15 protein-coding genes are annotated in these 14,673 nt (G+C 43.9%); 9 read left to right on the forward strand and 6 right to left on the reverse strand.

Annotated elements, in window-relative coordinates:
• Positions 1 to 36: 36 nt before the first annotated feature.
• From VCHENC03_RS05955 to VCHENC03_RS27850, 4 genes are all read left to right on the forward strand, one after another.
• Positions 37 to 951 carry an SPFH domain-containing protein gene (locus tag VCHENC03_RS05955; protein WP_009707245.1) on the forward strand — a complete coding sequence of 305 codons (915 nt, stop codon included), beginning with the start codon at positions 37 to 39 and terminating at the stop codon, positions 949 to 951.
• 9 nt (positions 952 to 960) lie between these two features.
• Positions 961 to 1,422: an NfeD family protein gene (locus VCHENC03_RS05950; protein ID WP_009707246.1), complete on the forward strand. Its 462-nt coding sequence runs from the start codon at positions 961 to 963 to the stop codon at positions 1,420 to 1,422.
• A 331-nt stretch (positions 1,423 to 1,753) separates the two neighbouring features.
• Positions 1,754 to 1,933 carry a hypothetical protein gene (locus tag VCHENC03_RS27025; protein WP_009707247.1) on the forward strand — a complete coding sequence of 60 codons (180 nt, stop codon included), beginning with the start codon at positions 1,754 to 1,756 and terminating at the stop codon, positions 1,931 to 1,933.
• A gap of 78 nt (positions 1,934 to 2,011) precedes the next feature.
• Positions 2,012 to 2,188 carry a hypothetical protein gene (locus tag VCHENC03_RS27850; protein ID WP_020197694.1) on the forward strand — a complete coding sequence of 59 codons (177 nt, stop codon included), beginning with the start codon at positions 2,012 to 2,014 and terminating at the stop codon, positions 2,186 to 2,188.
• A gap of 76 nt (positions 2,189 to 2,264) precedes the next feature.
• On the opposite strand, the gene VCHENC03_RS05945 is transcribed toward VCHENC03_RS27850, so the two are convergent.
• The 4 genes from VCHENC03_RS05945 to zipA all read right to left on the reverse strand — a co-directional run bounded on the left by VCHENC03_RS05945 (position 2,265) and on the right by zipA (position 7,663).
• Positions 2,265 to 2,627, reverse strand: coding sequence for a DUF2799 domain-containing protein (locus tag VCHENC03_RS05945; RefSeq protein ID WP_009707248.1), 363 nt, complete (start codon positions 2,625 to 2,627; stop codon positions 2,265 to 2,267).
• Between the two features lie 81 nt (positions 2,628 to 2,708).
• Positions 2,709 to 4,094 carry a hypothetical protein gene (locus tag VCHENC03_RS05940; RefSeq protein WP_009707249.1) on the reverse strand — a complete coding sequence of 462 codons (1,386 nt, stop codon included), beginning with the start codon at positions 4,092 to 4,094 and terminating at the stop codon, positions 2,709 to 2,711.
• A gap of 511 nt (positions 4,095 to 4,605) precedes the next feature.
• A complete protein-coding gene (gene ligA / locus VCHENC03_RS05935; RefSeq protein ID WP_009707250.1) occupies positions 4,606 to 6,618 on the reverse strand; it encodes an NAD-dependent DNA ligase LigA in 2,013 nt (670 codons plus the stop codon).
• An 88-nt stretch (positions 6,619 to 6,706) separates the two neighbouring features.
• Positions 6,707 to 7,663, reverse strand: a complete 957-nt coding sequence (gene zipA, locus VCHENC03_RS05930) for a cell division protein ZipA (RefSeq protein WP_009707251.1) — start codon at positions 7,661 to 7,663, stop codon at positions 6,707 to 6,709.
• Between the two features lie 250 nt (positions 7,664 to 7,913).
• On the opposite strand from zipA, the gene cysZ reads away from it, so the two are divergent.
• The 5 genes from cysZ to crr all read left to right on the forward strand — a co-directional run bounded on the left by cysZ (position 7,914) and on the right by crr (position 12,825).
• Complete coding sequence (cysZ, locus tag VCHENC03_RS05925) at positions 7,914 to 8,654, forward strand: sulfate transporter CysZ (RefSeq protein ID WP_009707253.1); 741 nt, start codon at positions 7,914 to 7,916, stop codon at positions 8,652 to 8,654.
• Between the two features lie 167 nt (positions 8,655 to 8,821).
• Positions 8,822 to 9,790, forward strand: a complete 969-nt coding sequence (gene cysK, locus VCHENC03_RS05920) for a cysteine synthase A (RefSeq protein ID WP_005436896.1) — start codon at positions 8,822 to 8,824, stop codon at positions 9,788 to 9,790.
• Between the two features lie 298 nt (positions 9,791 to 10,088).
• Positions 10,089 to 10,346 (forward strand): HPr family phosphocarrier protein, encoded by a 258-nt coding sequence (locus VCHENC03_RS05915; protein ID WP_005436894.1) that lies wholly within the window; start codon positions 10,089 to 10,091, stop codon positions 10,344 to 10,346.
• 139 nt (positions 10,347 to 10,485) lie between these two features.
• Positions 10,486 to 12,210: a phosphoenolpyruvate-protein phosphotransferase PtsI gene (ptsI, locus tag VCHENC03_RS05910; RefSeq protein WP_009707254.1), complete on the forward strand. Its 1,725-nt coding sequence runs from the start codon at positions 10,486 to 10,488 to the stop codon at positions 12,208 to 12,210.
• A gap of 105 nt (positions 12,211 to 12,315) precedes the next feature.
• Entirely contained in the window at positions 12,316 to 12,825 is a 510-nt protein-coding gene (gene crr, locus VCHENC03_RS05905) for a PTS glucose transporter subunit IIA (protein ID WP_005425608.1), read from the forward strand.
• A gap of 98 nt (positions 12,826 to 12,923) precedes the next feature.
• Here crr and VCHENC03_RS05900 read toward each other — a convergent pair whose 3' ends face one another.
• On the reverse strand, positions 12,924 to 14,048 hold the full coding sequence (locus tag VCHENC03_RS05900; RefSeq protein ID WP_009707255.1) for a flagellin: 1,125 nt from the start codon (positions 14,046 to 14,048) through the stop codon (positions 12,924 to 12,926).
• 114 nt (positions 14,049 to 14,162) lie between these two features.
• Positions 14,163 to 14,673, reverse strand: a 511-nt coding sequence (locus VCHENC03_RS05895) for a flagellin (protein WP_009707256.1), incomplete at its 5' end; no start/stop codon positions are given.

Raw genomic sequence — 14,673 nt, forward strand, 5'->3', positions numbered from 1 at the left:
AAATGAATCAATACTATGCACTTAAGGGAATAGCACATGCCAATTGACTCATTCATCACCATCGGTATTTTCGTTGCTCTAGCCATCATCCTCCTCGCATCTGCGATTAAAACCGTTCCTCAAGGCAACAACTGGACAGTTGAACGCTTTGGGCGCTACACCCACACTCTTAAACCAGGTTTGAACTTAATCATTCCGTTTGTCGATAGAATCGGTCAGAAGATCAATATGATGGAGCGAGTTCTCGACATTCCAGCTCAAGAAGTCATTTCTAAAGATAATGCGAATGTCGTTATCGACGCAGTCGGCTTTGTTCAAGTTATCGACGCATCCAAAGCAGCCTATGAAGTAAACGACCTAGAGCATGCTATTCGTAACCTTACGTTGACTAACATCCGTACAGTTCTTGGTTCAATGGAGCTGGACGAAATGCTCAGCCAACGTGACATGATCAACACCAAGCTTCTCTCTATTGTTGACCAAGCGACTAACCCTTGGGGTGTTAAAGTGACACGTATTGAGATTAAAGACGTTCAGCCACCCGCAGATCTGACTGCAGCGATGAATGCTCAGATGAAAGCAGAGCGTAATAAACGTGCAGAGATCTTAGAAGCTGAAGGTGTGCGCCAAGCAGAAATCTTACGCGCTGAAGGTCAAAAACAATCAGAGATCTTAAAAGCGGAAGGTGAAAAGCAGTCTGCGATCTTACATGCAGAAGCCCGCGAACGTGCGGCGCAAGCGGAAGCAAAAGCAACTTACATGGTGTCAGAAGCCATTGCTAAAGGCGACGTCAAAGCAGTGAACTACTTTATTGCTCAGGGCTACACTGAGGCATTGAAGAGTATCGGCCAAGCAGAAAATGGTAAGATTATCATGTTGCCGATTGAAGCAACTGGACTCATGGGCTCCGTTGCTGGTATCGCAGAGATGTTCAAACAAAGTAAAGACTAAGGTCTACTTATGGATTTATTTAGCCTATTGGAAAGCGTTACATTCTGGCATTGGATTGCGTTTGGCTTCGCTTTGCTAGCGATCGAGCTACTCGGCACTGCTGGCTATTTCTTATGGCTTGGCATATCAGCGCTTATCGTCGGAACCATTTTGTCATTCTTGCCCATCAGTTGGCAGATGCAATGGTTAGCTTTTGCCGCTTTCAGCTTGATGACAACGTGGCTGTGGTGGAGAAAGCAATGGTCGAAAGATCGTAAGAGCGACAGCGCGCGCGATCTTAACCAAAAGCAGAAGCAATTAGTCGGTAGTATCGTGACATTAGATGAAGATTTCACGGTGGGGATGAACCGGTTACGAGTGGCAGATACTACTTGGTCTGCTGAATCAGAACACGATTTACCAGCAGGAACTCGAGTCGAAATTATCGCCGTTGACGGTATTATTCTTAAGATTAAACCGGTTTCTCGCTGACTTGTGTCAAAATAATAGGGTGCAAAGCACCCTATTTCATATCTATTCAAACTACTTCTTTTATTTCATTCACTTATTTAAATTAACCGAAAAAATTAAGTGATATAAATATTATCAGCATACTCTCTTTTCCTACTCTTACTCAATTATTCAAATTAAATAATTCAGACACATAGAAAAATATATATCCTTTTTCGAAATCTAAATTTATTTTAAAAAATAAAACACTGTTGAATTTAATTTTGATCTTTCTAGGTCTCTATACATACTTAACGCATAAGCATGTCAATTAAGTGCTTATATTTTTTTAAGGTAAGTAAGAGGAAGTACTATGAAAAAGACAATGATGTTGTTCGCTGTGGTGTTGTTTTCATCAAGCGTGTTTGCCTACTCAGGCTCAAACGGTAACAGTGCTACAGGGCCTAACGTGCAATGCTATCTACCAGACGGGACTAGCGATTATATGCCAATCGTCTTATGCCAACATCAAAATGGTACGATAAAGAAATAAAACAATTCTAACTTTAAATTGAAAGATCAATTAATTATTCAGCCTAAGCTGGAAATTTAATGAGTGAGAGGATTCACCATGAAAAAGATTGCTGCTTTATTTATCGCGTGCTTTATTTTTGCATCTCCAATTTCTTTAGCACAAAACTCAGCGGGACATGCATTCGGTGCCGGCGTAGATTGCACATTTAGTGATGGTACAGTAAAACACCTACCACGAGAATTATGCACAATGTACGGTGGTACATTTAAATAATTAACATTATCAATGGTTTTAACGAAGTTTATCTATTTTATGGGGATAAACTTCGTTGGCCATTAAATGAAAAAACTTAGAACTTGTAGAAGTCAGCACCGATAAATGCATCCCACCCTCTTTGCCATTCCGCTTTGATCATTACTTCTTGAGGCTGACCTGCACATTGGTCAGTATAACGAGTACCTTGGATACCTTTTTCAAACGCTTTGAAAGGATCACAGTACTCTGCTTTACCTGCTTCATAGCCCGACTTGTAGGATGCTTCGTCAAAAGAAACACTCTCTTTTAAGTTCGCTAAAACATCGTTGTCGTAGCGGTAGCCATTTGAGCCAAACCGTTCACCTTGCCCATACCAATACTCGGCTGGAGTTTTAGGGGCAGTGCTGCAAGCTTGAAGGGAGAATAATACAAATGGAATGATCAGTGCTTTCTTCATGGTTAGCTCCTTGGTCTCTGAGACAAAAAAAGCTGAGCGTATGCTCAGCTTTTTAGACACTATTTAGTTTATTCAGTTCGCTTATTTAACTGAGAACGGAATTGCTAGTACTAGCTTGAAATCTTCCTCATCTTGGAACAAGTTAGTGTAACCTGTCCAGTTTGGAGCGTTTGTATCATTGTAGTAGTTAGTGTAGTAGAAGCTGATGTGAGCATCTTTAAGTGCGCCAGCTTGGATTGCGTAGTTTGCAAAAACGCTGTATGCGTACTCGCTAAGGTCATCGTAACCTTGAGCAGATGAACCGAAGCCGTATGCACCACTTAGACCAGCACTAAAGCCTTTACCACCGATATCAGAGAAGTCACGAGACACAGAACCAAATACTGCTAGCTCTTCATCGTGGTTAAAGTCAGAACGGTTGTTCCACCAGATTTCGTAAGCACCGTTTGAACCACCGTATTGGCTAGTTAGACGGTAAGACATGTTACCAACGTTTGCTGGGTCACCAGAATCTGCGCCAGTGTATGTCGCTTCAGCACGGTATGAGTACTGACCAGAAGAGAAGCTTGTCAAAAGTGCTAGCTGGTATGCAGTGCTGTCGTACTGTTCGCTATCATCAACGATGTATAGTTGAGGAGACCAGTATAGACCACCTTCTGTTGTACCTTTCACTTTAAAGTGAGCGTTCCAACGGTCACCATCAGATAGACCACCGTATGCTGCATCTAGAGAGATACCGTTGTCTAGAGTGTAACGACCACCTACAGAGTAAAGTGTACCTGCGTCTTCACCCTTAGTTGTTCTGAATTCGTAAGTTTCTTTGAACCACGGTGCTTTGTATTCAGTCGCAACAACCAAACCTAGGTCAAAACCACCGATTTTTCCGCCAACTTCACCACCTAGGTAAGTACCAGGAGCGAATGACCAGTTAACACCTAGAGAGCTAGGTACAGATGGTTGGAAGTAACCAAGTTTCGCAGTAGCAGAATCACCTAGTTTGAACTTCGCTGCCGCAGTAGCAAATGAAACGCCGTTGTCTGTACAGTCAGTCCATACATTTGAACATGCGCTGTCTTTCGCTTCTTTATCGTATGGGTTGTTTACACCCCAGAAGTTCATTTCGTGGTCTGCACCACCGTTTTGCCACATGTCGAATGTGCTGTAGATAACAACATCAAGACCAGCAACACCGCCAACATAGCCAGAGTTGAAGCCTAGGTTTGCAAAGATAGAACCGTGGTCTAGGTTCGTTACCTTTTTAGTGTCGTTACCATTTGCATCTACATTGCCACGGTCACGAGCACGCATCCAAAAGTTAAGGTTACCACTGATAGTCGACTCAGAGAAAAACTCTGAAACTGCGCCAGCGTACTCTGGACCTAATGGATCTTCAGCCATTGCTGGAGCAGCAACTACTGCACCCATCATTGCCGCAGAAAGGGCAGATACTTTAAAAAATTTGTCCATGGAAAAAACTCCTAAAAATGGATATAGCTGTATTTTTCTATCTCACCTTAAGTTGGCCGCCGAAGGAGAGAAGTAAATTCCTGAGTGAACCTCAATATTTCTAAATCGGTTCTTTTTAGTTCCTGCATACACACCGTGTATCCACGCTTCTAAGACTAACTTCGCATCTAAAAACATCCAAATGGAACTTATTTTTTTTCTAAAAAAATATGACCAACGCCAAAGTTCCATATAAGTTGTTGATCCAGATCTTATTTTTAACACCAAAGACACAACAAGCAATTAAGTAGTTTAAATACAATTAGTTAGATAAAAATAACAAAGCTCAATTTGAAGTTGATCGCAGACTTTGGTCTATAGGAGATGAATCGTTGAAGGGTCGATCATGATCACTGAAATCACTAAACAGCGGAATTCGGAGGTTATTGAGTGACTTTTTAATTGCAAAGAAAAAGCCCCAACTGACTGGCAATTGGGGCTTTTAGGTATTTTTTAGCTTTTTTGATAGAAGTTAATTCATCAAGTTGAGTAAGTCTTGCTCAGTTTGAATCTCAATACCGAGCTCTTGCGCTTTTGCAAGCTTAGAACCCGCGTTCTCACCAGCAAACAGAATGTCTGTTTTCTTAGATACACTACCCGTTACTTTCGCGCCTAGATTCTGTAATGCTTCTTTCGCTTCTGAGCGACCTAGTTGAGAAAGCGTGCCAGTTAATACGACCGTCTTGCCTTCCAATGGTAATTCAACACCTTCTTGTGGTGCTGCAATCTCTGGCCAGTTGATGCCTTGTTCTAGCAAGTCACGAACAACAGCTTGGTTTTTCTCTTCGCCAAAGAAAGTCGTAATGTGTTTTGCCACGATCACACCAATGTCTTGTACTTCAATCAATTGCTCTTCTGTCGCTTGCTGAATAGCATCCAGATTCTTGAAGTGTTGTGCTAGGTTGGCTGCGGTTGCTTCCCCTACTTCACGAATGCCGAGTGAGTACAAAAAGCGTGGCAATGTAGTGAGTTTTGATTTCTCAAGCGCATTGACAACGTTGGTTGCCGATTTCGGCCCCATACGCTCTAGTACGGTTAAGACACCTGCAGAAAGCTTAAATAGATCAGCTGGTGTTTCCACCATCTCACGATCCACTAGCTGCTCAATCACCTTGTCACCCAGGCCGTCTACGTCTAACGCTTTGCGGGAAACAAAATGCTTTAACGCTTCTTTACGTTGTGCCTGACATACTAAGCCACCAGTACAACGTGTTACCGCTTCACCTTCGATACGCTCAACGTGAGAGCCACATACCGGACAAGCATCTGGGAAAAGGATTTCACGAGCCGTTTCAGGGCGACGCTCTTTGATAACAGACACCACTTGTGGAATCACGTCACCAGCACGACGAATCACGACTTGGTCACCGACCATCACTTGTAAACGCTCAATCTCGTCTGCGTTATGAAGCGTAGCGTTAGAGACTGTTACACCACCAACAAATACTGGTTCAAGTTTGGCTACTGGAGTAATCGCGCCAGTACGACCAACTTGGAACTCAACTTCATTCAGTGTAGTGATTTCTTCCTGAGCCGGGAATTTGTAGGCAATAGCCCAACGAGGAGCACGAGCGACAAAACCTAAACGCTCTTGAATCGTAATGTCGTCCACTTTGATAACGACACCGTCAATTTCGTAAGCCAAAGCTTCACGACGAGTAAGAATATCTTGGTAGTACGCTTTAACCTCTTCCAAGCTATCGACACGCTTGGTTTCTGGACACATTGGCAAGCCCCACGATTTGATTTGTAAGAATCGTTCGTAGTGACTGTTAGCAAGAGTTGCCCCCTCCACAACGCCAACACTGTATGCATAAAAGCTTAGAGGACGTGATGCAGTGATACGGGAATCTAGTTGGCGTAGGCTACCTGCTGCCGCGTTACGTGGGTTAACAAAAACTTTCTCGCCTTTTTTTCGTGCATTCTCATTAAGTTTGTCAAAACCCGCTTTTGGCATAAACACTTCACCGCGCACTTCTAGACGTGTCGGCCAGTCTTTGCCTTGTAACTTTAATGGAATAGCGCTGATAGTACGTACGTTTTCAGTGATGTTCTCACCCGTTGTACCGTCACCACGCGTTGCCGCTTGCACCAAAACGCCATTTTCATACAGCAGGCTCACAGCTAAGCCATCAAGCTTAGGCTCGCAGCAGTATTGTTTAATGGTATGGCCAACGACACGGTCTTGAGCACGTTTGTGAAAACCATCCAGTTCAGCATCATCAAACGCGTTGTCCAAAGACAGCATTGGCACTTCGTGAGTGACTTGGCTGAATTCAGACAGAGGCTGACCACCAACACGTTGGCTTGGAGAGTCAACAGTCACCAACTCTGGGTGCTCGGCTTCAATATCCAATAGTTCACGCATCATACGGTCGTATTCTGCGTCTGGAATCTCTGGGTTATCTTCCACGTAGTAACGAACAGCGTGGTAATGCAACGACTCTTTTAATTCTTCTAGTCGCTGAAGTACTGATTCAGACATATTAAAGCCCCGTGTATATTGTTCAATGAGGTTGGGAATCTAAGAAAAAGGGCTCCTAACGGAGCCCTATCATTATTTGTTGTTAAGGTTATGCGCTAGCAGCGTTAAACTCAACTATTTGACGTCGATATGAAGCCAATCGATCTGGTGTCATCAAGTTACGTTGATCATCCAAAACATTACCGCCCATATCGTCAGCGATTTGTTGTGCAATACGCAGCATAAGGTTGAAGTTTTGGTCTGCTTCACCATAACAAGGTAGCGTCATAAAGAACGAAATACCTTTAGTACTGAATTCAGCTGGGTCACCGTGTTCTAACGTACCTGGGTGCATCATGTTGGCCACGCTAAATAGCACTTTGCCATTGCCTGACAAATCAACATGACGATGGAAGATATTCATCTCACCGTAAATCAATCCATTTTGCTGCATGCTATCGAACAGCTTAGTGCCGATGAAAGGCTCATCGCCAGCGCAATGAACGTTCAAAACGATCACTTGCATTTCAGGTTCAGGTTTTGGCTCTTCAATCACTTCTTCAGCCATTACCGGTGTCGCCTCAACTTGTGGCATAACTGGCGCTTCTGGTACTTCAGGAGCTTCAAAGACTGGTTCAATAATTTCTTCTTCAACAACCGACGACTGTACTGGCTCTTGCAAAACAGGCTCTAGTTCGTCTTCGGTTTTCTTCGTTGCGACAAAAGCAGGGATTTCGCGCTCTTCTTTGTGTTCTTTTTCTCTAACATCAAGAACATCATCGATCAGTGGATCAGAGGCAAATTTGTTGTCGAAAGAACTTTCCATCCCAAAGTCAGGCTCTTTACGATCTTTGCGGATGATTTCGAAATCGTCTTCTGGAGCAGGAGCGATTTCACGCTCTTGATCTAGGGAGTCTTTATCCTCTTGGTCAACGTCCAACTTACCAAGCGGCTTGTTACCAAATTTCGCTTTGCCTTCTTTTTTGCTTGTCCACAAACCATGAAATAGCAATGCGGCGATGGCTAATGCGCCAACAACAATGAGTACGAATCGCAATTCCTGCATTATTTACTCTCAATCTACTTGTTCTTACTACTCGCACATCCTTGAGCAGTAACCCAAGTGCAATAAATCCGAATGATGCTTTTACTTTACCAAAACTATATGTAGGTTTAGAACAACTTAATGCAAGAAGTTCCGCTTTTTGTTGTGATTCTTGCCACGATTCCACTTTACAAGACCCAAATTGTTAGGGCATTGAAAGAAAAGCATCCACAGGTACAATGGGTTTTCACTTACAAGAAACAAAATGGATATGAAGTCGAATAATCAGCCTAGAACCGGATTCGGTTACTTCCTATACGGAATTCAAATAGCTCTCTCCCCTGAGATCCGACGTTTTGTCGTCTTGCCGCTGCTTGCCAACATTTTGCTTGTTGGTGGCGCTATCTTCTATTTATTTTCCCATCTCGATGTTTGGATCGAGAATTGGATTGGTAAGCTGCCAGAGTTCCTCTCTTGGCTTACGTACATCTTATGGCCGATATTGGTATTGACCATTCTGGCCACGTTCTCCTACTTCTTTAGTACATTAGCTAACTTCATCGCTGCGCCTTTTAATGGGTTGTTGGCAGAGAAAGTAGAAGAATCTCTTACAGGACAAAAAGTCAATGACGACGGCTTTGCGGCACTCATCAAGGATGTACCTCGCGTGATGGCCCGTGAATGGCGCAAACTACTTTACGTGTTACCAAAAGCGATAGGTCTGTTTTTACTCTTGCTCATCCCAGCATTAGGTCAAACCGTTGGACCTTTTCTATGGTTTATTTTCACCGCATGGATGTTAGCGATTCAATATTGTGACTATCCATTTGATAACCACAAAGTCCCTTTCAACGACATGCGTTACAAATTGAAACAAAAGCAAGGTAAGGCATATGGATTTGGTGTGTTGGTTTCTGTATTCACGACTATCCCAATTCTCAATCTTATCGTTATGCCTGTTGCTGTCTGTGGCGCAACCGCGATGTGGGTTACCGAATTTAAGCATCAATAATAGGTGGCTTTTTAAACCAATTGAGGAGGACGAATGTGCCTCCTCAGTTATTTTGTGGATTTCTTGACCAACCTCATAAGATATAACTTTTTAATCCTTTTCCCTTTTTTTTATACCGCATATTCTTCTATCCATATTCACAAAACGTGTAATGAAGGAACATCACTATGAGCAAGATCTACGAAGACAACTCTCTTACCATTGGTAATACTCCTCTAGTTCGCCTAAACAAAGTGAGCAAGGGTAAAGTTCTAGCGAAAATCGAAGCGCGCAACCCAAGCTTCAGCGTTAAGTGCCGTATTGGTGCAAACATGATTTGGGAAGCTGAAAAAGCAGGTACGCTCAAGCCAGGCGTTGAGCTAGTAGAGCCAACCAGTGGTAACACAGGTGTTGCGCTTGCATTCGTAGCAGCAGCTCGCGGTTACAAGCTAACACTGACGATGCCTGAATCAATGAGCCTTGAGCGCCGTAAACTTCTTAAAGCGCTAGGTGCAAATCTAGAACTAACAGAAGCAGCAAAAGGCATGAAAGGCGCGATTGCGAAAGCAGAAGAAATCGTAGCAAGCAATCCAGACAAATACCTGCTTCTACAACAGTTCAACAACCCTGCAAACCCAGAGATTCATGAGAAGACAACGGGTCCTGAAATTTGGGAAGCAACAGACGGTGAAATCGACGTATTCGTAGCAGGTGTTGGTACGGGCGGTACTATCACTGGTACAAGCCGTTACATCAAAGGTGAAAAAGGCAAAGCCATCACTTCTGTGGCAGTAGAGCCAGCAGAATCACCAGTGATTGCACAAGCGCTAGCAGGCGAAGAAATCCAACCGGCTCCTCACAAAATCCAAGGTATCGGCGCTGGTTTCATCCCTGGTAACTTAGATTTAGAACTTCTAGACCGTGTTGAGCAAGTAACGTCTGAAGAAGCGATTGAGATGGCTCGTCGCCTAATGGAAGAAGAAGGTATCCTAGCGGGTATTTCTTCAGGTGCAGCAGTCGTTGCGGCAAACCGCCTTGCAGAACTACCTGAATTTGAAGGAAAAACGATTGTAACTGTTCTTCCAAGCTCTGGTGAACGTTACCTAAGTACGGCACTATTTGCCGGCATCTTTACCGAGAAAGAGAACCAACAGTAATATGTGGTCAAATCAATTTTTCGTTTAAAAAAGCCCCGTTCAGGGGCTTTTTTGTTGATCCCTGCCCCACCTTTGGTAATATCAGGGTGTTTTATTTTTAGGTTCAAAATAAAGAATCTAAACCAAAAAGGTTTCAGAGTGATTACGCACGCAAACAGTTGCGCAATCACCAAACTTTTGACTAGTATCAGTTCTGACACGCTTTGAACTCTCCCGTGCTAGCGCACAAGGTGTAAAGCAGTTAAGCTAAAACTCAGTCACAAACTAACAAAAAAATACATTTATTGGGGTATATCACATGTACGAGAAGCAAGTAGAAATCACAGCAGAAAACGGTCTTCACACTCGTCCAGCTGCACAGTTCGTTAAAGAAGCTAAAGCATTCGACGCGGACATCACTGTGACTTCTAACGGTAAAAGCGCTAGCGCTAAGAGCCTATTCAAGCTACAAACACTAGGCCTAGTAAAAGGTACTCTAGTTACTATCTCAGCTGAAGGCCCACAAGCTCAGCAAGCAGTTGACCACCTAGTTGCTCTAATGGACCAACTACACTAATTCGGTCTCCTATTTCAGAAGCCATTTTGTGAAAGCAAAATGGCTTCGTTGGAAATAGGCTCAAAACTAAGCTAATACTATTCGTTAGCGCACCCATTATTCTCCCGTTTTATAAAGTTGACCAACTTAAGGTAAGGCTATGATTTCAGGCATCCTAGCATCTCCAGGTATTGCAATCGGTAAAGCACTACTACTTCAAGAAGATGAAATTGTCCTAAACACAAACACTATTTCTGATGATCAAGTAGAAGCAGAAGTTGCACGTTTCTTTGACGCTCGTAACAAATCTTCTGCTCAACTAGAAACTATCAAGCAAAAAGCGCTTGAAACGTTTGGCGAAGAAAAAGAAGCGATCTTTGAAGGTCACATCATGCTTCTTGAAGACGAAGAGCTAGAAGAAGAAATCCTAGCACTTATCAAAAACGACAAAATGTCTGCTGACCACGCGATCCACTCTGTGATCGAAGAGCAAGCAACGGCTCTTGAGTCTCTAGACGACGAATACCTGAAAGAACGTGCAACTGACATCCGTGATATCGGTTCTCGTTTCGTTAAGAACGCTCTAGGCATCAACATTGTTTCGCTAAGCGACATCAATGAAGAAGTTATCCTAGTGGCTTACGACCTAACGCCATCTGAAACTGCACAAATCAACCTAGATTACGTTCTTGGTTTCGCTTGTGACATCGGTGGTCGCACTTCTCACACTTCAATCATGGCTCGTTCACTAGAACTTCCAGCTATCGTTGGTACTAACGACATCACTAAGCAAGTTAAGAACGGCGACATGCTGATTCTTGATGCGATGAACAACAAAATCGTTATCAACCCTTCAGAAGCTGAACTAGAAGAAGCGAAAGCAGTTAAAGCTGCATTCCTTGCTGAAAAAGAAGAGCTAGCGAAGCTAAAAGACCTACACGCTGAAACAACTGACGGTCACCGCGTAGAAGTTTGCGGTAACATCGGTACTGTTAAAGACTGTGACGGTATCATCCGTAACGGTGGCGAAGGTGTTGGTCTGTACCGTACTGAATTCCTGTTCATGGATCGTGATGCACTTCCAACTGAAGAAGAGCAATACCAAGCTTACAAAGAAGTTGCGGAAGCAATGAATGGTGAGTCTGTGATCATCCGTACTATGGACATCGGCGGCGACAAAGATCTTCCATACATGGATCTTCCAAAAGAGATGAACCCGTTCCTAGGCTGGCGTGCAGTACGTATCAGCTTGGATCGTCGTGAAATCCTACGTGACCAGCTACGTGGTATCCTACGTGCATCTGCACACGGTAAACTACGTATCATGTTCCCAATGATCATCTCTGTTGAAGAAATCCGTGAGCTTAAGAAAGCAATCGAAGAGTACAAAGCAGAACTACGCGCTGAAGGTCATGCATTCGACGAAAACATCGAAATCGGTGTAATGGTTGAGACTCCAGCTGCAGCAGCTATCGCACACCACCTAGCGAAAGAAGTTGCTTTCTTCTCTATCGGTACAAACGACCTAACTCAGTACACACTGGCGGTTGACCGTGGTAACGAGATGATTTCTCACCTATACAACCCACTATCACCAGCTGTACTTACTGTGATCAAGCAAGTTATCGACGCTTCTCACGCTGAAGGTAAGTGGACTGGTATGTGTGGTGAGCTAGCAGGTGATGAGCGTGCAACACTTCTACTTCTAGGTATGGGTCTAGACGAGTTCTCAATGAGCGGTATCTCTATCCCTAAAGTGAAGAAAGTTATCCGTAACTCTAACTTCGCAGAAGTGAAAGCAATGGCTGAAGAAGCACTTTCTCTACCAACAGCAGCAGAAATCGAAGCAGTTGTAGAAAAGTTCATTGCAGAGAAAACTCAATAATCAACTAATTCCAATGAGATAGGCGGTTAAAAAAAGTCGTCTATCTCGAAAGATTGGTATACTATAATTCGACAGAATTAAATAAAACGTTAGGAGCATGACACAATGGGTCTGTTTGACAAACTTAAGAAGCTAGTATCTGACGACAGCGCTGACGCAGGTGCAATCGAAATCATCGCACCACTTTCTGGTGAGATCGTGAACATCGAAGATGTGCCAGATGTTGTTTTCGCTGAGAAAATCGTTGGTGATGGTATTGCTATCAAACCTGCTGGTAACAAAATGGTAGCTCCTGTAAACGGTACTATCGGTAAGATCTTCGAAACGAACCACGCGTTCTCTATCGAGTCTGACGACGGTGTTGAGCTTTTCGTTCACTTCGGTATCGATACTGTTGAACTTAAAGGCGAAGGCTTCAAGCGTATCGCTGAAGAAGGTCAAACTGTTAAAGCTGGCGACACTGTAATTGAATTCGACCTAGCTCTTCTAGAAGAGAAAGCGAAATCAACGCTAACTCCAGTTGTTATCTCTAACATGGACGAAATCAAAGAGCTGAACAAGCTTTCTGGTTCTGTTACTGTTGGTGAAACTCCAGTTCTACGTGTAACTAAGTAATTTTTACTTAGCCCAACACGAAAAAAACGCTGCCTTTGGCAGCGTTTTTTATTACCTGAAACTTTTGTTCCTGAGCGATGTTCATCGCTGCAACCCTTTTAACTGAGCAAGCCAAGTGCCGAGCTCGGTCTCTGCTTCGCTTGGGCTAACAATGCAGTAGTCGCATCTTGCAGCACTTGTGAGCGTACCATCTCCGTCGATTCTCGAGCAAAATCCGTATCGCGTATCCGCCCTGTAGATTCAGTCACACTCCGGTTCACCGTATTAAGATTATCCATCGTGCCACTCACCCGGTTTTGGAAGCCACCTATTTCACTTCGATGTGAATCAACATACTTAATTGCCGCGTCAATCACTCCAATCGAAAGCTGTGCCCCACCAACTGTCGACATATCGATGTCGTCCATTGTGACAAAACCACCAGCACTAACGTCAATCTCATCCGCTAAACTGCCCTCTAACGTTACACCTTCAGGTGCATTCAGCGTCGAGGCAAAGAATTGCAGCTCATTGTTTTCAGTCACTGAAGCACTCACTATCGATTGCTGTGCGTTGATGTAAGTGGCAACTTGCTCGATGCGATCTCCTAGCTTGAGCCCAATAGATTCTGTTTGGGTTTGCCCTTTACTGTCTTGGTATTCAAATTTAAGGGTTTGATTATCTCTAGTGACTCGCCAATCTTTATCGACCGCATCACCAACATAATGCTGCCCTCCCATCTCCGGGATGTGACTGCGCATATTTCGCAGTGTCAGAGAGATAGAGTTGGCATTCGCACCAATATGGAAGCTTTGCGAGCCGTAAGAACCATCAAACAGGTTTTTATCTGCAAATGTCGTCGTGATCGCGACACGATCAAGCTCATCTTGCAGCGCTACGACCTCGTATTGAATACTTTGCCGATCACTTGAGTCATTACTGCCGTTTGCAGCTTGAAGCCCCAGAGAGCGTAAGCGTTGCAATATATCGCTACTCTCTTGCAAAGCGCCTTCTGCAGTTTGTGCCACGGAGTACGCGTCGTGCGCATTTCTCAAGGCGACATCAAGCCCTCTAGTTTGAACGTTAAGAGTATTGGAGATTTGCAGACCTGCAGCGTCATCACTGGCGGAGTTAATCCGATAACCCGAGGTGAGATTTCGCTGAGACTCTATGTTTTGCTCAGCCGCATGACTGAGGTGTCGCTGCGTCATCATCGCAGTGACATTGGTATTTAAAGAGACCATCTAATCGATACGAACTCCTTGTCACCTGTCCTATTCGGTGTCCCTAATGCGTGATTTGAATAAGCAAAAAGCCAGGGGTGAGCCTGGCTTTTGTATCGCGTCATATTAGGTTGATTAACCTAGTAGGCTTAGCGCTGAGTTAGGCGCTTGTTTCGCTTGCGCAAGGATTGAGCTTGACGCTTGCGATAGAATCTGTGACTTGGTCATTTGAGTCGTTTCTTTCGCGAAGTCTGTATCTTTGATACGGCTCTTCGACGCGTTCACGTTCTCGTTGATGTTATCCAAGTTGCTGATTGCGTGGTTGAAACGGTTTTGGAAAGCACCTAGCTCTGCACGGTGGCTGTCTACGTATTTCAATGCCGCATCAATGATAGCCACAGATTCTTGTGCGCCACCAACTGATGTTACGTCGATAGTATCAACCGTTACTTTTTTACCGTCGCTTAGACCTAGCTCACCAGATAGGCCGCCAGAGAATTCAACGTCGCCTTCTACTTTGTTGTTACCAGCGAAAACTTGCAGTTTACCGTCTTGGTCTACTGACGCTTTTACTAGGTCTGTTTGACCGTTGATGTACGTCGCTAGCTCTTCGATATCGTCACCCGCTTTCGCGCTGATGTTGATT

This window comes from Vibrio sp. HENC-03 (assembly GCF_000305755.2).
Taxonomy (GTDB): domain Bacteria; phylum Pseudomonadota; class Gammaproteobacteria; order Enterobacterales; family Vibrionaceae; genus Vibrio; species Vibrio owensii.